Consider the following 24465-nt stretch of genomic DNA (forward strand, 5'->3'; position numbering starts at 1 on the left):
TAGACATGGGCAGTGAATCCTACTGGCTCGACACTGCACCGGCATTCACCGGTGCGCAGCCCGGCGCATTGCCCGGGCAAGTCGACGTGGCCATTGTCGGCGGTGGTTTCACCGGCCTGGCGGCGGCTCGGGCGCTGGCCTTGAAGGGCGCCAGCGTGGTGGTGCTGGAAGCTGGCAGGGTGATCGGCGAAGCCTCGGGTCGTAACGGCGGTCAGTGCAATACCGGCGTGGCCCAGGATTACGCCGGCCTGAGCGCCAGCCTCGGCGCGGACAAGGCGCGGGCCTATTACAAGGCTTACGAGAGTGCCGTGCACAGCGTGGTTTCGCTGGTGGAACAGGAGCAGATCGCCTGCGACCTCAAGCGTAATGGCAAGCTCAAGCTTGCCGCCAAGCCGATGCACTACGAGGGTCTGGCACGGACTTGCGAATTGATTCGCCGGGAGGTCGATGCCGATGTCGAGTTGCTGACCGCCGAACAGATCCGCGCTGAAGTCGACTCGGCCCAGTTCCACGGAGGATTGCTGCAGCGCAACGGCGTGCAGATGCATGTCGGGCGCTTTGGCGTCGGTCTGGCCGAAGCTGCGGCACGGCACGGTGCGTTGATCTACCAAGACACGCCGGTGACGGACTGGAAAGCCCAGGCCGGCGGCTATCGGGTCAACACCGCCAAGGGTTCGCTGCACGCCGGGCAAGTGCTGCTGGCGACCGGTGCCTGTCAGCACGGCGGGTTGGGCTGGTATCGGCGGCGGATCGTGCCGGTGGGCAGTTTCGTGATCGCCACCGAGGTCCTTCCACAGAGCCTGATCGACCAGTTGTTGCCCGGTCGGCGAGCCTATGTCACCAGCCGCATGATCGGTAACTACTTTCGCCTGACCCCGGACAACCGCCTGCTGTTTGGCGGCCGTGCGCGGTTTGCCATGTCCGACAGCGTCTCCGACGCCAAAAGCGGCAAGGTGCTGCGGGCGGCGATGGTGCAGATGTTCCCGCAATTGGCCAACGTGAAGATCGATTACTGCTGGGGCGGGCTGGTGGACATGACCTCCGACCGGTTGCCCCGTGCCGGCCAGCACGGCGGGGTTTATCACTCCATGGGCTACAGCGGCCATGGGGTGCAGATGTCGGTGCACATGGGCCAGGTGATGGCCGAAGTGATGGCCGGCAAGGTCGAGGCCAATCCCTGGCGGGAACTCGACTGGCCGGCGATTCCCGGGCATTTCGGCAAGCCGTGGTTCCTGCCGCTGGTGGGCGCGTATTACCGGTTCCAGGACTATTTGCATTGAGTTGAAGTTGTGGCTTTACCGTCGTTTGCGTTTCAAGACGCTCCGGACAACCGCGAGCATGAGCCTTCTCTTTATTGACAGGTACAGCTTAAATGAATGATGACAAGATCGACTCCAAACTGATCTCCGGCCAGGAAAGCCTGAGAGTCTTCGAAGGCCTCAATCGCGGCATGTCGCGCCGTAACGCGTTGCAATTGCTCGGTGTCGCCGGGGTGGCTGCAGCGGGTGCCGGCAGCCTGTTCGGCGCCGCCGGCAAACTGTTTGCCGACGAAGCTGCGAGCCCTGGCAAAGGCAAGCCGGGCGGGCGGATTCGTGTCGCCGGCATGACCAGTTCCACCGCCGATACCCTGGACCCGGCTAAAGGCTCCTCATCTACCGACTACGCGCGCCATTTCATGTTCTATAACGGTCTCACGCGTTTCGACAGCCATATGGTGCCGCAACTGGAGTTGGCCGAGCGCATCGACACCACGGATGCCACGCTCTGGGTGATCACCCTGCGCAAGGAGGTGACCTTCCACAACGGCAAGGCGCTGACAGCCGCTGACGTGGTCTTTTCTCTATTGCGGCACAAGGACCCGATCACCGGTTCCAAGGTCCTGCCGTTGGTCGAGCAGTTTGCCGAGATCAAGGCCACCGGGGCCAACGAAGTGCAGATCCGTCTGAGTGGCCCGAATGCCGAGCTGCCGTCGATTCTCGCAGTTTCACATTTGTTGATCGTTCCCGAAGGCACCACCGACTTCAATCAGGGCATCGGTACCGGGCCGTTCAAGGCCAAGGAGTTCAAACCAGGTGTGCGCTCGATTGCCGTGCGCAATACCGGTTATTGGAAACCAGGTTTGCCTTACCTGGACGAAATCGAATTTATCGCCATTGCCGACGAGCCATCGCGGGTCAACGCGTTGCTCTCAGGCGACGTGCACATGATCAACGAGGTCAACCCGCGCTCCACCACGCGAATCAAGGCCAGCGCCGGTCACCGCGTCGTCGATGCACCCTCGGGCAACTACACTGACTTGATCATCCGTCAGGATCAGATGCCCGGCAAAAGCGCCGAATTCACCCAGGCCATGAAGTACCTGATGGACCGCGAGCAGATCAAATCCGCGGTGTTCCGTGGCTTTGCAGTGGTCGGTAACGACCATCCGATTGCCCCCGGCTCGCGCTACTACAACGCTGACCTGCCACAGACTGTCTACGACCCGGAAAAAGCCAAATTCCTGTTGAAGAAGGCTGGGATGGACAGCATCAGCATGCCAGTGGCGGCATCTCCAGCGGCAACCGGTTCGGTGGACATCGCCGTGCTGTTGCAGCAATCGGCGAAACAGGCCGGGCTCAAGCTCGACGTCAACCGTCTGCCCAGCGATGGCTACTGGTCCAACCACTGGATGAAACACCCGTTGAGCTTCGGCAACATCAACCCGCGGCCGAATGCTGACGTGATGTTTTCGCAGTTCTTCCAGTCGAGCGCGCCGTGGAATGAATCCGGCTGGAAGAACGACCAGTTCGACCAGCTGCTGATGCTCGCCCGGGGTGAAACCGACGATGCCAAGCGCAGCAAGATGTACGCGGACATGCAGACCCTGGCGCATGATCACTGCGGTATCGGCATTCCGGTGTTCATCAGCAACATCGACGGTGTCGACCAGCGCGTCAAAGGTTATGGCAGCAACCCGTTGGGCGGCTTCATGGGCTACATGTTTGCCGAGCAGGTCTGGCTGGATGCTTGATGGACCGATGAGGTTTGTGCCGCAGCGACATTGCAGGAGAACAGGGCGATGAATAGCAACACACTGTGGTTGATCGGCCGGCGCTTGGGTTCCGCGATCGTGACCTTGTTGATCGTGTCCATGGTGGTATTCGCCATCACGGCGGTACTGCCGGGGGACGCGGCGCAACAGTCTCTGGGGCAGTTCGCCACGCCGGAACAGGTGGCCGCGTTGCGCCTGAAACTGGGACTGGATCAGCCCGGTGTGTTGCGTTACCTGCACTGGTTGATGAACCTGCTGAGCGGCGACATGGGGCTTTCCGTCTCCAACGCCATGCCGGTCGGCGAGTTGATGGCCGGGCGGGTGCCCAACACCCTGATGCTGGCGGCCGCCACGGCGCTGGTGTCAGTGCCGGTGGCCTTGATTCTGGGCGTCGGCTCGGCCATGGGCCGGGGCGGGCGCATCGACAGTTTCCTCAGCTTTGTCACCCTGGCAATGGTCGCCGTACCGGAGTTTCTGGTGGCGACGCTGGCGGTGCTGATTTTTGCGGTGAACCTGGGCTGGTTGTCGGCGCTGTCCTATGCCAGCGACATCACCTCACCGCTGCAATTTCTGCGCACTTACGCCTTGCCGGTGATGACGCTCTGCTGCGTGATTGTCGCGCAAATGGCACGCATGACCCGGGCCGCGGTGATCGATCAACTGGATAGCCCGTATGTGGAAATGGCCCGGCTCAAAGGCGTGAGCCCGGTGCGGATCGTCCTGCGCCATGCCTTGCCCAATGCCATCGGGCCGATCGCCAATGCCATCGCCCTGAGTCTTTCCTACCTGTTGGGTGGGGTGGTGATTGTCGAGACGATCTTCAACTATCCCGGTATCGCCAGCCTGATGGTCGATGCGGTGACCAACCGTGACATGGCGCTGGTCCAGGCTTGCACCATGTTGTTTTGTACGGCGTACCTGGTGCTGGTGCTGATTGCCGACCTGTGTGCGATTCTTTCCAATCCAAGGCTGAGAAACCAATGAACAAACTCATTGTGAAATCGATGCCTGCTGCGCCCGATGTGGCGCTCGGCAAGGTGGTCAGTGGGCGGTCCTGGCTGGGGCTGGTCGGGGCTGCAATGTGTTTTATCTGGTTGCTGGTGGCGATCTTCGGCCCCTGGCTGGCGCCACATCCGGTGGGCGAAGTGGTCTCCGACAATGTCTTCGACAGCCTGACCGCGGCTTACCCGTTTGGCACCGATTACCTGGGCCGCGACATGCTCAGTCGAATTCTCATCGGGGCGCGATTTACCGTGGGATTGGCGCTGGTCTCGGCAGTCCTCGCCAGTGGTCTTGGGACCCTCAGCGCATTGCTGTCGGTGGTCGCACCAAAGTGGCTGGATGAGGTGATCAGTCGCTTGATGGACGCCTTCATCTCGATTCCGAGCAAGATGCTGGCGTTGATCATGGTCTCGGCTTTTGGCTCGTCAGTCACCTTGCTGATCTGCACGGCGGTGCTGAGTTACACCCCGGGCGCCTTCCGCGTTGCCCGCAGCATGGCGGTGAACATCGAAGCGCTGGAGTATGTGCAAGTGGCGCGTACCCGTGGCGAGCGCCGTTTGTACGTCGCTTGCATGGAAATCCTGCCGAACATGCTCAACCCGGTGCTGACCGATCTGGGCCTGCGTTTCGGTTACATCGTGTTGTTGCTCAGCGGCATGAGTTTCCTCGGTCTGGGCGTGCAACCGCCGGATGCCGACCTGGGATCCCTTGTGCGCGAAAACATTGGCGGCCTCAATCAGGGCGCGCCGGCCATCGTGATTCCGGCCCTGGCCATCGGCACCCTGACCATTGGGGTGAATCTGTTCATCGACAGACTCTCGTCCCGGCGTGGTCGACGTTCGGGAGGCCATTGATATGAGTGAATTGATTCGAGTCGAGGACCTTCGCGTGGTTGCCTGTGGCGAGCGCGGCGAAGTAGAAATCGTCAAGGGCGTGAGCTTCTCTCTGGAGAAAGGCGAAGTGCTGGCGCTGATTGGTGAGTCGGGCTCCGGCAAGACCACCATCGCCCTGGCGCTGCTCGGTTACGCCCGGCGCGGTTGCCGGTTGGCCGGAGGCGTGGTGCAAGTCGGCGAGCACGACATGCTGGCGTTGAGCGAACGCGAACTGCAAGGCCTGCGCGGGAACCGGGTGTCGTATATTGCGCAAAGCGCTGCGGCGGCGTTCAACCCGGCGAAAAAGCTGATCGACCAAGTGGTGGAGGGTGCGTTGATTCATGGTCTGGGCAACCGGACCGTGCTCGAAGCCAAAGCCATCGAGCTGTTCCGCGACCTGGCCTTGCCGGACCCTGAACACATCGGTCAACGCTACCCGCATCAGGTGTCCGGCGGGCAATTGCAGCGGGTGATGGCGGCCATGGCGCTGATCAGCGATCCGTTGCTGGTGGTGCTTGACGAACCGACCACCGCGCTGGACGTGACCACTCAGATTGACGTGTTGCGCGCCTTCAAACGGGTGGTGCGCGAACGTGGGGCGACGGCGGTTTACGTGTCCCACGACCTGGCGGTGGTGGCGCAGATGGCCGACCAGATTGTGGTGCTCAACGGCGGCCAGATCTTCGAACAGAGCGCCACCGCGCCGCTGCTCAAAGGCCCGGCCCATGAGTACACCCGCAGCCTGTTGGCGGCGGCACGCCCGGATACGACAATCCGCCCGCCCTGTGGTGTCGCCGAAGATCAGCCACTGCTGACCATCAAAGGTTTGACCGCTGGCTACGGCAACAAAAACGCCCAAGGCATGCCGTCGATTCGTGTGCTGGAAGACATCGACCTGACGGTGCGCAGGGGCCAGGCCATTGGTGTGATCGGTGAGTCGGGCTCTGGTAAATCGACGCTGGCGAGGGTGGTGGCCGGGTTGCTGACGCCGGCGTTGGGTGGCCTGACCTTTGATGGTCAGCCACTGGGCGGTAGTCTCTCTGAGCGTACCTTTGAGCAATTCCGGCGCATTCAAATGGTCTTCCAGAACGCCGACACCGCGCTCAATCCGATGCACAGCATCAGCACCATTCTAAGCCGGCCGTTGAAGATGTATTTCGGCCTCAAGGGCGCCGCATTGCGCGAGCGTATCGGCGAATTGCTGGACCTGGTGCGCTTGCCGCGGAGCCTGGCCGAGCGTCGACCGAATGAACTCTCTGGCGGGCAAAAGCAACGGGTCAACCTGGCCCGGGCGCTGGCGGCCAAGCCGGACCTGATTCTGTGCGACGAGGTGACTTCGGCGCTGGATACGGTGGTCGGCGCGGCGATTCTTGAACTGCTGCGCGACCTGCGTCAGGAGCTGGGGGTGTCCTATCTGTTCATCAGCCACGACATCTCCACCGTGCGCGCACTGTGTGACGACATCGTGGTGATGTACAGCGGCTACAAGGTTCAGGAGGGCAGTCGGCAGTCGTTTGCCCAGGCGCCTTTCCATCCTTACACCGACCTGTTGATTCACTCGGTGCCGGAGCTGCGACAGGGCTGGCTGGAGAACTGCGGCACCACCTGCGGCACGCTGCCGCCGATCGGTGCGAAGGCCAACGTGCCGGAGTTGTGCACGTTCCTCAATCGCTGCCCGGTGCGGGTCGACGGTCTGTGCAATCGCACCGCACCGAACCGCCGGACGCTTGTCGGCGGCAGTGAAATTCTCTGCCACCACGACAGTGCCGAGTTGCTGAAAACCCAGCAGGATTTGAACAGCATGATTCAGGGAGTCTACGCATGAAGGGGCGTTTTGTGAGGCTGGCCGAGCAGGGCCGGCCAACCGTCAAATTGAAGGTGGACGGCGCACTCATCGAGGCGTTGCAGGGCGACACGCTGATGGTCGCGTTGCTGACCCATGGCTCGGCATTGCGCCAGTCGGAGTTCGATTCGGGCCGCCGCGCCGGTTTTTGTCTGATGGGCGCCTGTCAGGATTGCTGGGTCTGGACCCGCAGTGGCGAACGCCTGCGCGCCTGTTCCAACGAAGTCCGTGAAGGGCTGGATATCGTCACTACACAACCGGAGGCGATATGGCCACTGCACGGCTGAGCACACATCGAGTGGTGATCGTCGGCGCCGGGCCGGCCGGCATTCGCTGCGCCGAAACCTTGCTGGCGGCAGGCTGCAAGCCGATCCTGATCGATGAAAATCGCCGGGATGGCGGGCAGATCTACCGGCGCCAACCGGAAGGTTTTACCCGCGATTACGCCACGCTGTACGGCACCGAAGCCGCCAAGGCCAAAGACCTGCACCAGAGCTTCGACCGCTTGCGCGGGTTGATCGACTACCGCCCGGACACGCTGGTGTGGAACCTCACGCCGGGGCAACTGTGCTGCGTCAGCCAGGGCAAACACTCGACGGTGGATTACGACGCGCTGATCCTCTGCACCGGCGCCACCGACCGCTTGATGCCGATCGAAGGCTGGCAGTTGGCGGGGACTTACAGCCTCGGCGGGGCGCAGATCGCGCTCAAGTCCCAAGCGGTGTCGATCGGCCACAGCGTGGTGTTCATGGGCAGCGGACCGTTGCTGTATCTGGTCGCCAGTCAATACCTCAAGGCCGGCGCCAACGTGTCAGCGGTGCTCGACACTTCGCCGCTGAGCAAGCGCATCGGCGCCTTGCCAAAGCTGCTGGCGCGTCCCGGAGTGCTGTTCAGCGGGATGAAACTGTTGGCGCAGCTGTACCGAGCGAAGATTCCCGTACACCTGGGCATCCAGCCCCTGCAAGTGCTGGGCGACGCCGCCAGCGGTGTCAGCGGTGTGCGGGTGCGTACCGCCAAAGGCGAGACCTTGACCGTGGCGTGCGATGCCGTGGCCCTGGGTTATCACTTGCGCCCGGAAACCCAACTGGCGGATCTGGCCGGTTGCCGTTTGCGCTTCGACGAGGCGTCCAGCCAATGGTGGCTGGCCACCGATGAAGAAGGCCGGACCTCGGTAAATGGCGTGTATGCCGCCGGGGATGGCTCGAAAATTCGTGGGGCGGATGCCGCCGAGCACGCCGGGCGCCTGGTGGCCATGGCGCTATTGGAGGATCTGCACCAGCCGGTGGACGCCGGGTTGCGCGACGAACAGCGGCACGCCCTGGCGGGAATGGACCGGTTTCGTCTCGGTTTGGCCGAGGCATTTCCCTGGCCGTCGGCGCAAGCCAAAGCCTTGCCGGACGCCGCCATTGTCTGCCGCTGCGAGATGATCAGCGCCGGCGAGTTGCGGGCCGTGGTCCGGGAGAAAGGTGCTTGTGAGGTCAACCGGGCCAAGGCGTTTAGCCGGGTCGGCATGGGCCGGTGTCAGGGTCGTTATTGCTCCCAGGCCGGGGCCGAGGTGATTGCCGCTGCGGCGGGCGTCAACGTGCAACAGGTCGGCCGCCAGCGTGGTCAGGCGCCGGTCAAGCCGCTGTCGATGCTCACCGAGGAGGTGTCGCCATGACGCTACAGAAAGCCGATGTGGTGATTGTCGGGGGCGGCCTGATGGGTTCGGCGGCGGCGTTTTTCCTGCGCCAGCGCGGGCAGTCGGTGATCTTGCTGGAGCGCGACCAGATCGGTCAGTACGCCAGCGGGGTGAACTTCGGCAACGTCCGGCGCCAGGGGCGATTCCTTGGCCAGTTGGCATTGGCCAACCGTTCCTGGGCGTTGTGGAAACGCCTGCCGGAGCTGATCGACGACGACCTCGAATTCATCGCCAGCGGCCACATGCGCGTGTGCTACCGCGAAGACGAAATCGCCGAGCTTGAGGCCTACGCCGCCGCCCCCGAGGCTGCGCAACTGGACCTGGAAATCTATCGCGGTGCCGAGTTGCACCAGCGTTTTCCGTTTCTTGGGCCGGATGTGAAGGGCGGCTCCTATGCGCCTCACGACGGCCACGCCAACCCGCGTCTGGCAGCCCCGGCGTTTGCCCGCGCCGCACGGCGTCTTGGCGCACGGATCGAAGAGCAGACCGAAGTCGCCGACGTGCAAAAGGTTGGCGGCGAGTTCACCGTCACCACCACTGATGGACGCCAGTTCAGCGCCGAACAGTTGCTGATTACCGCCGGTGCCTGGGGCCAGAAGCTTTCGGCGCAGTTCGGCGAGCCGGTGCCACTGGACACGCACGGCCCGCAAATGGCCGTGACCGAGCCGGTGCCTTACGCCTTGCCAACGGTGATCGGCGTGTACACCAAAATTCCCGAGGAAGTGATTTACTTCCGCCAGATCCCGCGCGGCAACATCGTTATCGGTGGTGGTTACCGCAGCAAGCCGGACATGCTCACCCGTCGGGCTCAGGTCGAGCCGCGCAGCATCCTCAACCAGATCCAGCAGATGCGTCGCTTGCTGCCGGGTGTCGGCAACCTGAACATCATCCGCGTCTGGAGCGGCATCGAAGGTTACTTGCCCGATTCCCTGCCGGTGATGGGCCCCAGCGGTACGGTCGACGGGCTGTTCTACGCGTTCGGCTTCTGCGGTCACGGCTTTCAGCTTGGCCCGGGCGTCGGCGACGTGATGGCCGAACTGATCAGTACCGGCAGCACCCGCACGTCGATTGAGCCGTTCTCCATTCGTCGGTTCGCCCTTCCAGCCGAGCAACGGAGCAAGGCCTCATGAAACCCCGCGTACTGGATATTCTCAAACGCCTGCTGGCCTTCGATACCGTGTCTTCGGAGTCGAATATGGCCTTGATCGAGTACGTGCGCGACCTGCTGCTGAGCAAGGGCATCGAGTCGCTGATCGTCAAGGACTCCACCTGCAAGAAGGCCAACCTGTTCGCCAGCACCGGCCCTGAAGCGTTGCCGGGGATTCTACTGTCCGGGCACACCGACGTGGTCCCGGCAGCGGGCCAGGCCTGGACCTTCCCGGCGTTTCAGGCGACGGTGCAGGAGGGGCGGATTTACGGTCGCGGCAGCTGCGACATGAAGGGGTTTATCGCGTTGGCCATCGACGCCATGCTCGACGCCGCCGACCATTCGTTGAGCCGACCGCTGCAACTGGCCCTGTCCCATGACGAAGAGATCGGTTGCGTCGGTGTGCGGCGTTTGCTCGACGTGTTGCACCTGGCGCCGGTTCGGCCATTCCTGTGCCTGATTGGCGAACCGACCAACATGCAATTTGTGCTTGGGCACAAGGGCAAGGGTTCTTACCGCACTTACTGTCGTGGCCTGGAAGCGCATTCCTCGCTGGCGCCGCGCTCGGTCAACGCGATCCACGTAGCCTGCGATTTCATCGCGGCGCTGCGTCAAAGCCAACAGCAGCTGCAAGAGCAGGGCGCTCAGGATGCGGACTACGACGTGCCTTACAGCACCGTACATGTCGGGCAGATTGTTGGCGGCAAGGCGCTGAACATCGTGCCGAACCTCTGCACCCTGGATTTCGAAGTGCGCAACCTGCCCGCAGACGATCTGGATCAGTTCCTGGCGCAGATGCAAGAGCGCGCCGAAGTGATCGTGCGCGAGGCGAAAAAGCTGTCCAGCGTGGCGGACATCGAGATCGAAACCCTCAATGTTTATCCGGGTCTCGATACCCATCCGAGCGTCGAAGCGGTGCGCTTTCTGAAGAACTTCGCCGCGCCGGATACCGGCACCGCTAAAGTGTCGTTCGGCACCGAAGGCGGGTTGTTCAAGCAGCGCCTGGATGTGCCGGTGGTGGTCTGCGGTCCGGGCTCCATCGAACAGGCGCACAAGCCGGACGAGTTTATCGAGATCAGCCAGATGGAGGCCGGGGAGCGGTTTCTGGCTGGGTTGCTCGGCTCGTTAAAGCTGTAAGGCCAATCCTGTTGTTTCCAGGCGATACGATTCCCTGTGGCGAGGGGGCTTGCCCCCGCTGGGTCGCGAAGCGGCCCTAAAACCTGCAACCCCATTTCGACAGGCACACCGCATCCACACAGGGTTGCGGGTTGGTTGTCTGCTCCTCGAACTCCTTTGGTAGAGCCTGCCGTCCCACTACGATTTTCAGCATCCGACGCTGCCCTCAAGGCGCTTTCAGCATCCTCTTGCGAGGCACCTCCCTAGACTGGCAAGTGTCTCGGATCAGGACTCGACCATGCTCAAGAATCGTTTGAAAGACCCAAGCCTTTTGGCAGAACTCGCCTACATTGACGGGCAGTGGATCGGCGCCGACAACGCCGCGACGCTCGACGTCATCGACCCGGCCAACGGCCAGTTGCTCGCCCGCGTACCGGCGATGCAAGGCACGGAAACCCGCCGTGCCATTGAAGCGGCCGAAAAAGCCTGGCCAGCCTGGCGCGCACGCCCAGCGGCCGAACGTGCAGCGCTGCTGGAGCGTTGGTATCAGGCGATGATCGACAACCTCGATGACCTCGCTTTGATCATGACTTGCGAGCAGGGCAAACCGCTCAACGAAGCCAAAGGCGAAATTCGCTACGGCGCCGGTTTCGTCAAATGGTTCGCCGAGGAAGCCCGCCGTGTCTATGGCGAAACCATGCCGGCTCCCAGCGGCGACCGCCGACTGCTGACCCTCAAGCAACCGGTGGGTGTCTGTGCGGCCATCACCCCGTGGAATTTCCCCAACGCGATGATCACCCGCAAGTGCGCGCCGGCTTTGGCAGCTGGCTGCCCGATCATCGTCAAACCCTCGGACCTGACGCCATTGTCGGCGCTGGCCCTGGCGGTGCTGGCCGAACAGGTCGGGATTCCGGCCGGGGTGTTCAATGTGCTGACCGGAATGCCCGCCGGCATCGGCGAAGAGCTAACCGGTAACCCGACTGTACGGAAGATTTCCTTCACCGGCTCGACGGCGGTCGGCCGCTTGCTGATGCGCCAGAGTGCCGAACACATCAAGCGCTTGAGCCTGGAGCTGGGCGGTAACGCGCCGTTCATTGTGTTCGACGATGCTGATCTTGAGCAGGCAGTGGCGGGCATCATGCTCAGCAAGTTTCGCAACGCCGGGCAGACCTGCGTCTGCGCCAACCGCATCCTGGTGCAAGACGGCATCTACGAGCGCTTCGCCCAGCGGCTGGTGGAGGAGGTGGGCAAGCTCAAGGTCGGCAACGGCCTCGACGCTGACGTCACCATCGGCCCGCTGATCAATCCGGCGGCGGTGAGCAAAGTCGCTCGGCATATCGACGATGCCCTGAGCCAGGGCGCGCGTTTGCTCTGCGGCGGTGTTCCCGAGGGCGACAGTCAATTTGTCCAGCCAACGGTGCTCGGCGATGCCCACGCCGGCATGCTGCTGGCCAACGAAGAAACCTTCGGCCCGGTGGCACCGTTGATGCGCTTTACCGAGGAGGCCGAAGCACTCGCGCTGGCCAATGCCACGCCTTATGGCCTGGGCGCCTACTATTTCACTCAGGACCTGCGCCGCTCGTGGCGTTTCGGCGAAGCACTGGAGTTCGGCATGGTCGGCCTCAATACCGGGATCATTTCCATGGAAGTCGCGCCGTTCGGCGGCATCAAGCAGTCGGGCCTGGGCCGTGAAGGCAGCAAGTACGGCCTGGATGAATACCTTGAAGTCAAAGCCTTCCACATTGGCGGGCTGTAACTCACAGACACGGGGAGCCACGATTGATGAGCAAGACATTCAGAATCGCCGCGATTGCCGGCGATGGCATCGGCAAGGAAGTCCTGCCTGAAGGGCTGCGGGTACTGGAGCAGGCCGCGAAGAAATGGCAGTTGGACTTGAGCATCGAGGTGCTCGATTGGGCGCACTGCGATTACTACCTGGAGCACGGGCAGATGATGCCCGACGACTGGTTCGAACAGCTCAAGGGTTTTGATGCGATCTACTTCGGCGCCGTCGGCTGGCCGGACAAGGTGCCGGATCACATTTCGCTGTGGGGTTCGCTGCTGAAGTTTCGCCGCGACTTCGACCAGTACGTGAACATCCGCCCGGTGCGGTTGTTCCCCGGCGTGCCGTGTCCGTTGGCCGGACGCAAGCCGGGGGACATCGATTTCGTGGTGATTCGCGAGAACACCGAGGGCGAGTATTCCTCGGTCGGCGGCAAGATGTTCGAAGGCACCGAGCATGAGTTCGTGCTGCAAGAGTCGGTGTTCACCCGGCGCGGCGTCGACCGGATTCTCAAGTTTGCCTTCGAGTTGGCCCGGACCCGGCCGCGAAAACGCCTGACGGCAGCGACCAAGTCCAACGGGATTTCGATCAGCATGCCGTACTGGGACGAGCGCACGGCGCTGATGGCCCAGCAGTACCCGGAAGTCAGCTGGGACAAGCAACACATCGACATTCTCTGTGCGCGCTTCGTGCTGCAACCGGATCGTTTCGATGTGGTGGTGGCGTCGAACCTGTTCGGCGACATCCTCTCCGACCTCGGGCCGGCTTGCGCCGGAACCATCGGCATTGCGCCGTCGGCGAATCTCGACCCGGAGCGGCGTTTTCCGTCGCTGTTCGAACCGGTGCATGGCTCGGCGCCGGATATCTACGGGCAAAATATCGCCAACCCGATTGCGATGATCTGGTCCGGGGCGTTGATGCTCGATTTCCTCGGTAACGGCGATGAGCGTTATCGCGCGGCGCATGACGGGATTTTGCAGGCGATCGAGCGGGTGATTGCCGAGGGGCCGATCACGCCGGATCTGGGCGGGAAGGGCTCGACTCAGGATGTCGGTAGGGCAATCGTCGCTGCGCTTTGAACTGAGTTAACAATAGGGCGGCTGCGAGCAGTTGCCCTATTGGTCCGATGAAGCGTGTTCTATGTGCGCGAAGGGAGATCGGGCGCTGCGCCAAATCCGATGATTGCTTTGGTTTCCAGGTACTCTTCAAAGCCGTAGACACCGTATTCCCGACCATTACCCGAGCGCTTATAACCGCCAAACGGAGCCATTGGATTCCAGGCGGGGTAGTTCAGGTGCACTTGTCCCGCGCGAATACGAGAGGCAACGGCACGTGCAAGATCAAGGTCCTGAGCCTGAACATGGGCGCCCAGCCCATATACCGTGTCGTTTGCGATAGCGACCGCCTCATCGATCGTCTCATACGCAATGATGCACAACACGGGACCAAAAATTTCCTCTTGGGCGATCCGCATTGTGGAATCTACCTCGGAGAAAACAGTGGGTCGGGTGTAAAAGCCCCTTTCAAAGCCCGGCACACGTCCTGGTCCTCCGCAAATGAGTTTGGCGCCCTCACTAAGGCCAACGTTGATCATGGCTTGCACGCGATTGAACTGGGCCTCGTTGGCAATGGGGCCGAGTACCGTATCTTCCGATTGCGGGTCACCCACGATAATCGCATTGGCGGTTGCGGCAGCCAGGGATTCGACTTCGGCCAGCCGGTCCTTTGGAACGATCATTCGTGTCGGGGCGCTGCAGGATTGTCCGACGTTGCGAAACGCAGACATCACTCCCAGCGGGACGGCTTTGGCGAAGTCGGCGTCGGGAAGCAGAAGATTCGGGGACTTGCCTCCCAGCTCTTGCGTGACGCGCTTCACCGTATGGGCGGCTGCCTGTGCGACCAGCGTGCCTGCGCGGTTTGAGCCGGTAATTGAGATCATATCGATATCGGGATGCGCCGCCATGGCGGCACCGACCTCGGGTCCACTTCCGTTCACCAGGTTGAAGACGCCAGGCGGGAGGCCAGCGTCATGGACCAGTTGTGCAAAAAGAAGGGCGCTCAGAGGCGACAGTTCACTGGGTTTCAAAACCACGGTGCACCCGGCAGCAATAGCCGGGGCAACTTTCGCGGTGATTTGATACAGCGGCCAGTTCCACGGCGTGATGAGCGCGCAGACACCTATTGCTTCGCGTTCAATCGCGGTGCCGCCTTCAACCGTTTGGAAACGATAGCTGGAGAGGAGATCGCGTGCGACCCGAACGTGTTCGGCCGCGAGAGGCACTTGCATTGCCCGAGCGAAACTGATCGCTGCCCCCATTTCGAGAGAGAGTGCCTGCGCGAGCACCTCTTTGCGCTCAAGGATGAGATCGTAGATCTTTCCAAGGATAAGCCCGCGCGACTCTGCCGAGGACGCAGACCAACTTGCAAACGCTGCACGCGCCGCAGCGACTGCCCGATCAACATCCTCGGCAGACCCGCGCGCGACCTGCGCAACAACGGCTTCACTTGCCGGATTGACCACTGGCAAACTGGCCGGGATGGCGGGGGAAGACCAACGGCCGTTGATATAAAACTGGTGAGACGTTTGCGGATCAACGCTGTAGCTATTCGAAGATTGTGTTGTCATCCAACGAGCTCCTTGGAGCGGTAATAGACACCGCGAAGAGAGGGGCCGGGGAGGGAGCGAGTCACCAGAGCATCGCCGTGGCGCCCCATACATCCCTATGCCCTGTTACCTCAATACGCTAACAAAATGGCCCCGGCAAAATATGCCGTTATACAAGTCGGCAAGGGACAATCTGCTGTATCTGCCGGGCTAACGTTGCATCCATGCAACTGAGCCGTTTACGTGGGGAGTGGGTCCGATAAACCCCTCGCTGGCGGTTGTGATCACTAGCCGATAGCTTGAGTCACCAGCGCAAACTGCTTGATTCCACCGCTTGACTGCGGGGAAAGTCCACGAACCATTCGCGGTGCTCTGTCGACGCACTGCAACCCCAGGCTCTCCAGCCAGCTTGCTAACCCGCAATCGGCCAGAATGTCGAAGCGAACAAAGGTATCCGGTATCAAACGCAGAAGGTGGGTAATCAACTGTTGGGCCTGTTCCTGGTTGTGTGCGACAACCGGACCAATGATATGGCCACGGCCAAAACGACGGAGCAGGGCAGTGCCTTGCAGCTGTCCATCCACCTCAATGCCGACTGCGTGCTCGGCCATCGGAAGCAAATCGTTGAGTACCGCTGTGCGGTCCAGGCCGCTACCCGCATTGGCCAATTCAATCAGCCTCGGGTAATCGGCCGGGCCTAATGCGCGACATGGCGAGCCCTCGATCAAAGGGATCAGCGCAGGTGTCTGTGGCACGCCTTGATGCTGCTGGATACGCGCGAAGTCGATGAATCCCAGGCTTGCATAGAGCGGTGCGCCCGACTCGGTGGCATTGAGGATCGGCGTGCGGAGTTCAGCGGCGTCCAGGCACAGGTTCATCAGCCGACGTCCGATCCCCTTTCCCTGGTGCTCATCACTCACGATCACCAGGCCGATGGAGGAGTAAGCACCTTGATGGCAGGCAAATGCTACGCCGACCAGTTGACCGTTATGTTCCGTGACAAAGCCTTCGGACGTGCGCTGTACCATGGCCCAGTCCTCTTCTCGGTGAGGCCATTTCAGGTGCACGGAGAGAGCGTGTGCCGCGGGCATATCCGCCGCGGTAACCGTGCGGTACAGATAGGCAGAATCCGGCGTTGCAGGCATGGAGCCTCCTTGAAGAGGGCAATCTTGAGTGGGGCGATCAGGGCGTTGCGGTGCGCGGCTCATATAAGTTTGCCTGTGCTGAGGAGGCTTGTAGATAACGGCATCGCAATCGCGGATGGGTTAGTAAACCGACGGATATCGAATGGACTGATCAAGGTGCTGGTACGACCGGTGCTGATCAGTTCAGCCATCACATCGCCAACGCCCGGGCCAAGCTGGAAGCCATGACCGCAGAAGCCGAAGGCATAAAACAATCCATCGACGGTGCCGCTGGGGCCGATGATCGGCAGGGAATCCGGCGTATAGCTCTCGATGCCACTCCAGACCCGGATGATGTTCAGCTTCTCGGCCCCCGGTAGCAGGCGACGCATTTGCCGCATCTGGTTGAGCAGGCTTTCCGGCTTGAAGTAAGCGCGCCGGTTGACCATGTCCGGTTTGCAGCGGTTGCCACCGCCGATGATGATGTTGCCGCGGGGGATCTGCCGGAAGTAAATCACCTCTTCCTTGATTTTGGTAAACACGCCGATCACCGTTGGCAAGGCATAGGGCACCGGCTCGGTCACCGACATCTGCGGACCATTGGGTTCCAGCGGCACGGGTTCGCCGAATTGCTCGGACAGCCTGGCGGCCCAGGCGCCAGCGGTGATCAGCAGTTGCTGGGCGACGAACAGTTGGCCATCGGTGGTCGTGACGTGGAATTGGTCATTGACCTTCTGCACCTCGGCGACTTCGGTGCGCTCTTCGATCCGCGCGCCGAGGCGCCGGGCCGCCCGGGCAAACGCCGGGGCTGCCAGACGCGGGTTGGCGTGGCCGTCGTGGGGTGCATAGGAGCCGCCCTTCACATCCGGCCCAAGAAACGGAAAACGCTGGTGCAGTTCGGCGCCGCGATAGATTTTCAGGTCTAGTTGTGCCGCTTCGGGGGCGGCAGCGTAGGCCTCCAGTTCGGCGATCTCGTCTTCGCGATAACACACCCGCATGTGGCCGCTGGCGATGAACTCGAGGTCGTCGTCGATCAGCTCCGGCAAGCGTTTCCACAACGCCCAGGAACGATTCGCCAGTTCAAGCTGCCCAAGGAATCGCCCCTGGCGCCGGACGTTGCCGAAGTTCACGCCGCTGGCGTACTGACCGATCTGGTCACGCTCCAGCAGGGTGACTGAGAGTCCACGTTGACGCAGGAAAAACGCCGACGTCGAGCCCATGATGCCGCCGCCGATAATCAGGACATCGCTTTTTTGCGGTTTCATGAGAGCTCCTCGATGATCATCGTCGGTGAGGGTTTGTTGACGGTCGGCCGACCTTGCTCGGCCAGTCGTGCAAAGCGCCTCGTCATCGGTAGGTTTCCGTTTGTTCGCCGCGGGCCAGTGCTTCGATTTCGATCAAGTAACCATGATGCAATACCGGAACGGGCACCACGGCGCGGGCTGGCCGATGTTCTCCCAGATATTGGGCATAAATCCGATCAAAGGCGGGCCAGTGTTCTATTCCGACGACATAGACAGTGACCTTCAGGAGGTCACTCGTGCTCCGGCCTGCTTCGCTGAGAATCGCCACCAGGTTATCGAGCACGATGGATGCTTGAATCTCGAACGGTTGGTCGGCACTGTGGTCGCCATTCGCGTGTACCGGCAGTTGCCCGGACACATATAAAACGCCCTCGTGCAATACCGCCTGGGAGTAGTGCCCGCCCGGAGTTGCTGCGTGGGGCGTGTGGATTAAGTCGATCGAACCTGCTTGATCACCAGCCATGTAGACGACTCCAGGTGTGCACGACGCCCTCGGCGTCACAGGCGTGATAATCCGGGAACTGCGCGCCCGTGGCACACGCATGGTTGGGGAGAATGCGCAGACGGCTACCGATAGGGAAGCGCGCTACGAGGTTGGCGCTCTCGGCCACTCCAAGGGTGATGATGCCATGCTCCTGGTTGGCGCCCGTGAGCAGCGCGCCCTCGATCCAGTCACCGGCCTCGGTACACACCTGTCCGTAGCCGAAGTCCTGTCGCTGGCGCTGCGTGCCGCGATCACGACTCATGGCCATCCAGCCGGCATCGGTGATGATCCAGCCTTTATCTTGCTGGTGACCGATGACGGTGGTCAGCACGCTCAGCGCCAACTCGCCTGCCTGGCAGACGCCGATGTTGTGCATGACCAGGTCGAAGAACACATAGACACCCGCGCGTACTTCAGTGACGCCTTCCAGACTCCGTGCCGACAGTGCCGTGGGAGTGGAGCCGATGCTGACCTCCGGGCACGCCAGTCCGGCTTCGCGGATTTTTTCGGCGGCCTCGACGCAGAGGGCGCGTTCTTGTTCGGCGAGGATTTGCAGTGCTTCAAGGCTGTCGAGTTCGTAGCTGGATCCGGCGTGGGTCATTACGCCTCGCAGTTGCATGCCCCCCTCAGAAAGGACGCGTGCGACCTCTATGAGTGCATGATCTTCAACGGTCAGACCTGAGCGGTGGCCATCGCAATCTATCTCGATCCAGACCTCGAATCGTTCGTCGTGTTTCTGTCCGAAGGAGACGATGGCTTGCGCCCCGGCAACACTGTCGGTGAGCACGCTCAGCTGACAGCCATTGCGCCTGAGTGTCAGTGCCTGGGCCAATTTGGCAGGCGCCATGGCAACGGCATAGAAAATGTCGCTGATCCCTTCAGCAAAACAATGCTCAGCTTCTTTCAAGGTGGAAACCGTGACACCGCTTGCGCCAGCGGTTATCTGTGCCTTGATCACGGGGAGGCATTTGCTGGTCTTGATGTGCGGGCGCAAACGCACACCCAGGGTGTCCATGCGCTGCTGCATGCGCTGGATATTGCGCTGCATTCGCGGGACATCGACTATCGCGGCGGGCGTATCGAGGGAGGCAATAGGGACTGACATGACAGAACTCGGGTGGCTGGGTACGAGGTCCACTCTACTCAGCCGTCATGAAGGTGTGGTTCAATGGATAGTCATCAATCATTAAGTAAAATTGAATGATCTCCGTTGAAGACTTACGTCTGGCCGTAACGCTGGCGCGCTCCGAGTCTTTAAGCGCTGCCGCCAGAGTCCTGAATGTCTCACCACCAGCGTTGTCCATGCGTTTGCGCAAGCTGGAGACGCTGCTGGGTCTGACCCTGGCCAATCGCGATGCCCGGCGCTTGAGTCTCACTGCCGATGGCGAGCGTTTTTCCCGTGAAAGCGCGCTGCTGCTGGAACAGTTGGAGGCGCTTCCAGAGTCCTTCAGGCAGCATGATGAGCGGCTGGTTGGCACACTCAGGCTGGCGGCGCCGTTCGGCTATGGGCGCCAGCGCATTGCGCCGCTACTGGCGCGTTTTGCCAGATTGCATCCACAGCTGTGCCTGCACCTGGATCTGCGCGAAACGCCGTGGCCTGATCGTCACGACAGCGATGCGGTGATTCACATTGGTCACCTCAACGACAGCCTGTGGATCGCCAAACCCCTCACGCAAAACAATCGATGGCTGTGCGCCAGTCCGGCGTATCTGGAGCAGCACGGCGTGCCGTCGTCGCCCGAGCAACTGGCCGAGCATCGTTGCATTTGCATTCGCGAGAATGATGAAGACGTCACGTTGTGGCATATGCGTAAGGGGCAGGGGCGCAAAACGCTGCGCATCGAGCCGGCGCTGTTGAGCAACGATGGAGGCGTGGCCCGGCGGTGGGCCGAGCAAGGCTTGGGGCTGGTGCTGCGTTCGCAATGGGATGTCAGTGAAGCGATCGCCAACGGCAGCCTGACACGCGTATTGGCGGATTGGCAATTTGATAGCGCGCCGATCAACCTGTTGGTCCCCTCACGCAAACTTCGCAGTGCGCGCGTACAGGCGTTGGTGGCCTTTCTGGAAGATGCATTGAAAGCATGATCAGCGTCGAACGGGTGATTGCCGACAGACTCTGAATCAACCACCGGACTATTGTGGGAGCCAGCTCGCTCCCGAATTTTGATTTTTTGTGTATTCAATAACCCCGGGTGCGATCGATCTCACCGACCATAGGCTCGCTACGCTGATGCCGCCGAATATTCTCCAACAACACCTCGAATGCGCTTTCCGGTTGAGTCATCGCTGCGATGTGCGGGGTCAGCAGAATCTGCGGATGGTCCCAAAACGGATGATCCACCGGCGCCGGTTCTTCCTGTAGCACATCGAGTACGGTGCCGCTCAGTTGCCCGCTGTCCAGCGCCTCCAGCAAATCGCTTTCCACCAGATGCCCGCCACGACCCATGTTGATCAGCGCCGCCCCACGGGGCAGTTGCTGGAACAGCGTGCGGTCGAGAATGCCTTGGGTCTGTTCGGTCAGCGGCAGTACGCACAACAGAATGTCGCACTGGCTCAGGAACGCAGACAACTGCTCGGTACCGGCATAGCAATCGACGCCCGGAACTTGATGGGCACTGCGCGCCCAGCCGGACAACGCAAACCCCAGGGGCTGCAAGGTCGCCAGAATCTGCCGGGCCTGGGTACCGAGGCCCATGACGCCAACCCGCCGCTTGGCCGCCGGTTGCAGCAAGTGTGCCTGCCAGCACCGGGCCATTTGTTGCTGGCGATAGCGCAGCATGTCGCGGTGCAGGCTGAGCACCGCAAAACTGGCGTATTCGCACATGCCGCGAGTGATGCCGGGGTCCAGCAGGCGCACCACCGGCAGGTTCGTCGGCAAGCGGCTCAAGTCCAGTTGATCGACCCCGGCGGACAACGCAAACAAAACGCGCAGATTGGGCAGCAGCGCCTCGAGATCATCCGGTGCCTGCCAGGCGGCGAGGTACTGAATGTCCTTGGGGTCGCCGATGTCCGGCCAGGCGCGCCATTCGATATCCGGGGCATGCTCGGCGAACAGCGCTTTCCACTGTTCGCCGCGTATCGGGTCAGCTTTATAAAGCAGGGCCATGGGCATTTCCTGAAGGGTGAAGAGGCTGTCCATCATCGCGCAACGCCAGCGCAGGATCTGTCGAAAGGGCCGGGTTAAACGCGTTGCACCTGTTTCTATCAGGCATGCCCCGGCAGATTCGGCGGGCTGAAGGAATCTGCCGTTTGGTGGGGTGAAAACAGTTGATCCGAATTTCTCAGGGTGCAAGTTCGGCGTAGTTCGTTTCGTACAAGCCTTAACCTGAACACCATCGCAACCACCTCCCGGTTGCCGGACTCACGATGGGAAATGCCATGAACAGCAAAGTCGACGAAACCCCTCATTTGCTCCGTCAGCGCGATCAATTCGTGCCACGTGGCCTGGTTACCGCTCACCCGTTGGTGATCGATCGCGCCCAAGGTGCCGAATTGTGGGACGTGGACGGCAAGCGCTACCTGGATTTTGTCGGCGGCATTGGTGTGCTCAACATCGGCCACAACCACCCCAAGGTGGTTGCCGCGGTGCAGGCCCAGTTGCAAAAGGTCTCCCACGCCTGTTTTCAGGTGGTGGCCTATAAGCCTTACCTTGATCTGGCCCAGCGCCTGTGTGAAATGATCGGCGGCAAAGAAGCCTATAAAGCGGCGTTCTTTACCTCTGGCGCCGAGGCCGTGGAAAACGCGGTGAAGATCGCCCGCGCTCACACCAACCGCTCAGCGGTGATCGCGTTTCGTGGCGGGTTTCACGGTCGCACCTTGCTCGGCACCACGCTGACCGGCATGAGCCAGCCGTACAAGCAGAACTTCGGGCCGTTCGCGCCGGAGGTGTTTCACACGCCGTATCCGAATGCCTATCGCGGCGTCAGCAGTGAGATGGCCCTCAAGGCACTGGACGAGTTGCTGGCCACCCAGGTCGCCCCTGAGCGGGTCGCGGCGATCATCATTGAACCGGTCCAGGGCGACGGCGGTTTCCTCTCGGCACCGGTGGAGTTCCTCCAGGCGTTGCGCGCCCTCACTGAAAAGCACGGCATCGTGCTGATTCTCGATGAAATCCAGACCGGTTTTGGCCGTACCGGCAAATGGTTCGGTTTCCAGCACGCCGGTATCCAGCCGGACCTGGTGACCGTCGCCAAGAGTCTTGCCGGTGGTCTACCGTTGTCCGGTGTGGTCGGCAAGGCCGTGATCATGGACGCGCCATTGCCTGGTGGCCTGGGCGGCACTTACGGCGGTAACGCGCTGTCATGCGCCGCAGCGCTGGCGGTGATCGACGCCTACGAGCAAGAGAAGCTGCTGGCGCGTGGCGACGCTCTGGGCGAGCGTTTGCGTCAGGGCTTGTTGCGCTTGCAAGCCCGTCACCGGCAAATCGGCGACGTGCGCGGCAGCGGGTTCATGCTGGCGATCGAGCTGATCAAGGATGACGACGCGCGTACCCCGGATGCGGACCTGAATCAGCGGCTGATTGACGAAGCCCGATCAGGCGGCTTGCTGGTGATCAAATGCGGCGTGTACCGCAACGTGCTGCGTTTCCTTGCGCCGCTGGTGACAACAGAAGATCAGATCGACGAAGCGCTGCAGATTCTTGAAGCAGCATTGGCACGCGTCTTGAACTGAACTCATGCCTGCTCCGGGCGGTACTGCAAGGTATCGCCCGTGAGCATTTATGGCGCATGGAGTGACGGAGTGCATTATTGGAGGCTTGGCGTACCATGGGGCTGACTGATTATCGAGCGTTGCTCATCGATTGCGATGAAGTCCTGGTCGATCGCGATTCGGGAGTCTGGACGGCGCTGCAACCGCTGCTCGACAGTCTTGGCGGTCGCCCGGACAAGGAACAGGTACTGGCCGAGTACGGCGAGGTGGTGCGTGCGCTCTACCCGCGTTTCGGTGAGCTGGGCTTTAGTGGCTTGCTGTGTTTCGCCCATCGTCAGTTGGCCGAGCGTTGGGGGCTGAGAGCCAGTTGGGAGGAGGGCATGAGTTTTGCCCGTTCGGTGGCCGGTTGGTCGCTGTTCGAGGACGCGCCCGGCGCGATGTTGTACCTGCGCAAGTTCTATCGCTTGCTGGTGCAGGGCGATCGGGATGCCGAAGATCGAGGGCTGCTCTGTGAGCGTTTGGGGGTCATGCCCGACGACTTCATTTCACTGGCCAGCGATCCTTTGCTGGATCGGGACTGGTTACAGGCCAATGGGCTTGAGGCCCGGGATATCCTGCAAGTGACCCGACCTTCTGCCGGTCGGCAGGCGGCCAGCGATGTGTGCCTGATTTGTCGCGGGCGGGCAAAACCTGCAACGTCGTGTGCGGCGGATTACTGCATTAACAGCATGGCTGACCTGGTGGCTCAGCATCAGCTGTCTTTACGGCGCTGATTTTGCTAGAAGATTGTCCTACAAACGGCAATCAAGAGGTACGCAATGGAAGGTTTAGTGAAACTGGACCGGATCGACATCAGCATCTTGGTTGAGTTGCAAAAAGACGGGCGCATGACCAATGTCAGCCTGGCCGATGCCGTGGGGTTGTCAGCCAGTCCGTGCCTGCAACGGGTCAAGCGACTGGAGTCGGCGGGGTACATCTCGAGTTACAAGGCACATTTGAACCTGGCCAAGATCACTGACTCGGTCACGGTGTTCACCGAGATCACCTTGAGCGATCACAAGCGCGAAGACTTCGCCAAGTTCGAGTCCAATATCCGTCTGGTGGATGAGGTGCTCGAATGCCATCTGATCAGCGGTGGCTACGATTATCTGGTGCGCTTCATGACCCGCAGCATCCAGCACTATCAGGAAGTGATCGAAAGCCTGCTGGACAAGAACATCGGCATCTCCAAGTACTTCAGTTACATCGTCATCAAGTCTCCCGTGCTCAAGGACGGCGTGCCGCTGCGCAAATTGCTGCGCCATTGACACGTTCTCGATAATCGCTTGTCGCCCGCCGTGTCTTTGCAAGAGGCGCACGCCGGGCGGCACCTCAGGCATCGCGCAACAGGTCGTGAGCGTTAAGCAGCTCGTAGGCAATCTCGGGGTGTTTTTCCAGACCGCGACGAATGGCGGCTGGAATCGACTGGCGGGTTTTGCGGCACAGCCCCGGCAGGTCGAGAAGCTGAATACCGATACCGCGCATGCTTCGCACTTCGTGCACGCTTGGGATGATTTGCACACGAATGCCTAGCTGCTCGTACATCCGCCGTTGCAAATGCTCGAGGTCGGCCAGGCTCTGCAGATTCTCCAGTCGGTCGAGCAGGCGTTTTTCCTCCTGGCGGGTCAGGTGCAGGATGCGCAAATCCGCACTGGGTATGTCCAGCAACTGTTCGCGCCTGCAATCGCAGGCACCGGGCGGGCAGGGTTGTCGAATCTGGAGAGAGGCTGTCATGGTCTCCAATCATAGCTATCGGCAACCGCTATTGCCCAGCGGGTTTGTCG

22 protein-coding genes are annotated in these 24465 nt (G+C 61.4%); 15 read left to right on the top strand and 7 right to left on the bottom strand.

The window, feature by feature from the left end:
* Nucleotides 1-5 precede the first annotated feature (5 nt).
* The 11 genes from KRR23_RS04625 to KRR23_RS04675 all read left to right on the top strand — a co-directional run bounded on the left by KRR23_RS04625 (nucleotide 6) and on the right by KRR23_RS04675 (nucleotide 13554).
* On the top strand, nucleotides 6-1280 hold the full coding sequence (locus tag KRR23_RS04625; RefSeq protein WP_216741548.1) for an FAD-binding oxidoreductase: 1275 nt from the start codon (nucleotides 6-8) through the stop codon (nucleotides 1278-1280).
* Between the two features lie 92 nt (nucleotides 1281-1372).
* Nucleotides 1373-3010, top strand: coding sequence for an ABC transporter substrate-binding protein (locus KRR23_RS04630; protein WP_216741549.1), 1638 nt, complete (start codon nucleotides 1373-1375; stop codon nucleotides 3008-3010).
* 48 nt (nucleotides 3011-3058) lie between these two features.
* On the top strand, nucleotides 3059-4015 hold the full coding sequence (locus tag KRR23_RS04635) for an ABC transporter permease (RefSeq protein WP_216741550.1): 957 nt from the start codon (nucleotides 3059-3061) through the stop codon (nucleotides 4013-4015).
* On the top strand, nucleotides 4012-4887 hold the full coding sequence (locus KRR23_RS04640; protein ID WP_216741551.1) for an ABC transporter permease: 876 nt from the start codon (nucleotides 4012-4014) through the stop codon (nucleotides 4885-4887). The genes KRR23_RS04635 and KRR23_RS04640 overlap by 4 nt, the downstream gene beginning before the upstream one ends.
* 1 nt (nucleotide 4888) lies before the next feature.
* On the top strand, nucleotides 4889-6730 hold the full coding sequence (locus KRR23_RS04645) for an ABC transporter ATP-binding protein (protein WP_216741552.1): 1842 nt from the start codon (nucleotides 4889-4891) through the stop codon (nucleotides 6728-6730).
* The gene (locus KRR23_RS04650) at nucleotides 6727-7035 is read left to right on the top strand and encodes a (2Fe-2S)-binding protein (protein ID WP_216741553.1); all 309 of its coding nucleotides are present in this window, start codon (nucleotides 6727-6729) and stop codon (nucleotides 7033-7035) included. Before KRR23_RS04645 ends, KRR23_RS04650 begins: the two co-directional genes overlap by 4 nt.
* Nucleotides 7017-8408: an NAD(P)/FAD-dependent oxidoreductase gene (locus KRR23_RS04655; protein ID WP_216741554.1), complete on the top strand. Its 1392-nt coding sequence runs from the start codon at nucleotides 7017-7019 to the stop codon at nucleotides 8406-8408. Before KRR23_RS04650 ends, KRR23_RS04655 begins: the two co-directional genes overlap by 19 nt.
* Nucleotides 8405-9559, top strand: coding sequence for an FAD-binding oxidoreductase (locus tag KRR23_RS04660; RefSeq protein WP_216741555.1), 1155 nt, complete (start codon nucleotides 8405-8407; stop codon nucleotides 9557-9559). Before KRR23_RS04655 ends, KRR23_RS04660 begins: the two co-directional genes overlap by 4 nt.
* Nucleotides 9556-10713, top strand: coding sequence for an acetylornithine deacetylase (argE, locus tag KRR23_RS04665; RefSeq protein WP_216741556.1), 1158 nt, complete (start codon nucleotides 9556-9558; stop codon nucleotides 10711-10713). Before KRR23_RS04660 ends, argE begins: the two co-directional genes overlap by 4 nt.
* 277 nt (nucleotides 10714-10990) lie before the next feature.
* Complete coding sequence (locus KRR23_RS04670) at nucleotides 10991-12448, top strand: NAD-dependent succinate-semialdehyde dehydrogenase (protein WP_216741557.1); 1458 nt, start codon at nucleotides 10991-10993, stop codon at nucleotides 12446-12448.
* A gap of 26 nt (nucleotides 12449-12474) precedes the next feature.
* On the top strand, nucleotides 12475-13554 hold the full coding sequence (locus tag KRR23_RS04675; RefSeq protein WP_216741558.1) for a tartrate dehydrogenase: 1080 nt from the start codon (nucleotides 12475-12477) through the stop codon (nucleotides 13552-13554).
* Nucleotides 13555-13613: 59 nt separating this feature from the next.
* Here KRR23_RS04675 and KRR23_RS04680 read toward each other — a convergent pair whose 3' ends face one another.
* The 5 genes from KRR23_RS04680 to KRR23_RS04700 form a co-directional block, all read right to left on the bottom strand.
* Entirely contained in the window at nucleotides 13614-15101 is a 1488-nt protein-coding gene (locus tag KRR23_RS04680) for an aldehyde dehydrogenase family protein (protein WP_216741559.1), read from the bottom strand.
* 266 nt (nucleotides 15102-15367) lie between these two features.
* A complete protein-coding gene (locus KRR23_RS04685; protein ID WP_216741560.1) occupies nucleotides 15368-16225 on the bottom strand; it encodes a GNAT family N-acetyltransferase in 858 nt (285 codons plus the stop codon).
* A 59-nt stretch (nucleotides 16226-16284) separates the two neighbouring features.
* Nucleotides 16285-17469 (bottom strand): FAD-binding oxidoreductase, encoded by a 1185-nt coding sequence (locus tag KRR23_RS04690; protein ID WP_216741561.1) that lies wholly within the window; start codon nucleotides 17467-17469, stop codon nucleotides 16285-16287.
* An 82-nt stretch (nucleotides 17470-17551) separates the two neighbouring features.
* Nucleotides 17552-17971 (bottom strand): RidA family protein, encoded by a 420-nt coding sequence (locus tag KRR23_RS04695; protein WP_216741562.1) that lies wholly within the window; start codon nucleotides 17969-17971, stop codon nucleotides 17552-17554.
* On the bottom strand, nucleotides 17961-19097 hold the full coding sequence (locus KRR23_RS04700) for a DSD1 family PLP-dependent enzyme (RefSeq protein ID WP_216741563.1): 1137 nt from the start codon (nucleotides 19095-19097) through the stop codon (nucleotides 17961-17963). The genes KRR23_RS04695 and KRR23_RS04700 overlap by 11 nt, the downstream gene beginning before the upstream one ends.
* Before the next feature lie 95 nt (nucleotides 19098-19192).
* Here KRR23_RS04700 and KRR23_RS04705 point away from each other — a divergent pair, with 95 nt between their 5' ends.
* The gene (locus KRR23_RS04705; RefSeq protein ID WP_123583692.1) at nucleotides 19193-20077 is read left to right on the top strand and encodes a LysR family transcriptional regulator; all 885 of its coding nucleotides are present in this window, start codon (nucleotides 19193-19195) and stop codon (nucleotides 20075-20077) included.
* Between the two features lie 94 nt (nucleotides 20078-20171).
* On the opposite strand, the gene KRR23_RS04710 is transcribed toward KRR23_RS04705, so the two are convergent.
* Nucleotides 20172-21098, bottom strand: coding sequence for a glyoxylate/hydroxypyruvate reductase A (locus KRR23_RS04710; protein WP_216741564.1), 927 nt, complete (start codon nucleotides 21096-21098; stop codon nucleotides 20172-20174).
* A gap of 272 nt (nucleotides 21099-21370) precedes the next feature.
* Here KRR23_RS04710 and gabT point away from each other — a divergent pair, with 272 nt between their 5' ends.
* From gabT to KRR23_RS04725, 3 genes are all read left to right on the top strand, one after another.
* Nucleotides 21371-22663 carry a 4-aminobutyrate--2-oxoglutarate transaminase gene (gabT, locus tag KRR23_RS04715; RefSeq protein WP_216741565.1) on the top strand — a complete coding sequence of 431 codons (1293 nt, stop codon included), beginning with the start codon at nucleotides 21371-21373 and terminating at the stop codon, nucleotides 22661-22663.
* Nucleotides 22664-22758: 95 nt separating this feature from the next.
* The gene (locus KRR23_RS04720) at nucleotides 22759-23415 is read left to right on the top strand and encodes a 2-haloalkanoic acid dehalogenase (protein WP_216741566.1); all 657 of its coding nucleotides are present in this window, start codon (nucleotides 22759-22761) and stop codon (nucleotides 23413-23415) included.
* A 45-nt stretch (nucleotides 23416-23460) separates the two neighbouring features.
* On the top strand, nucleotides 23461-23949 hold the full coding sequence (locus KRR23_RS04725; RefSeq protein WP_008055821.1) for an Lrp/AsnC family transcriptional regulator: 489 nt from the start codon (nucleotides 23461-23463) through the stop codon (nucleotides 23947-23949).
* A 64-nt stretch (nucleotides 23950-24013) separates the two neighbouring features.
* Here the strand turns inward: KRR23_RS04725 and KRR23_RS04730 are convergent, their stop codons facing one another.
* Entirely contained in the window at nucleotides 24014-24415 is a 402-nt protein-coding gene (locus KRR23_RS04730) for a hypothetical protein (RefSeq protein ID WP_216741567.1), read from the bottom strand.
* Between the last annotated feature and the right edge of the window lie 50 nt (nucleotides 24416-24465).

The sequence above is a fragment of the Pseudomonas sp. CVAP#3 genome (assembly GCF_018986375.1).
In the GTDB taxonomy this organism is placed as follows: domain Bacteria; phylum Pseudomonadota; class Gammaproteobacteria; order Pseudomonadales; family Pseudomonadaceae; genus Aquipseudomonas; species Aquipseudomonas helvetica.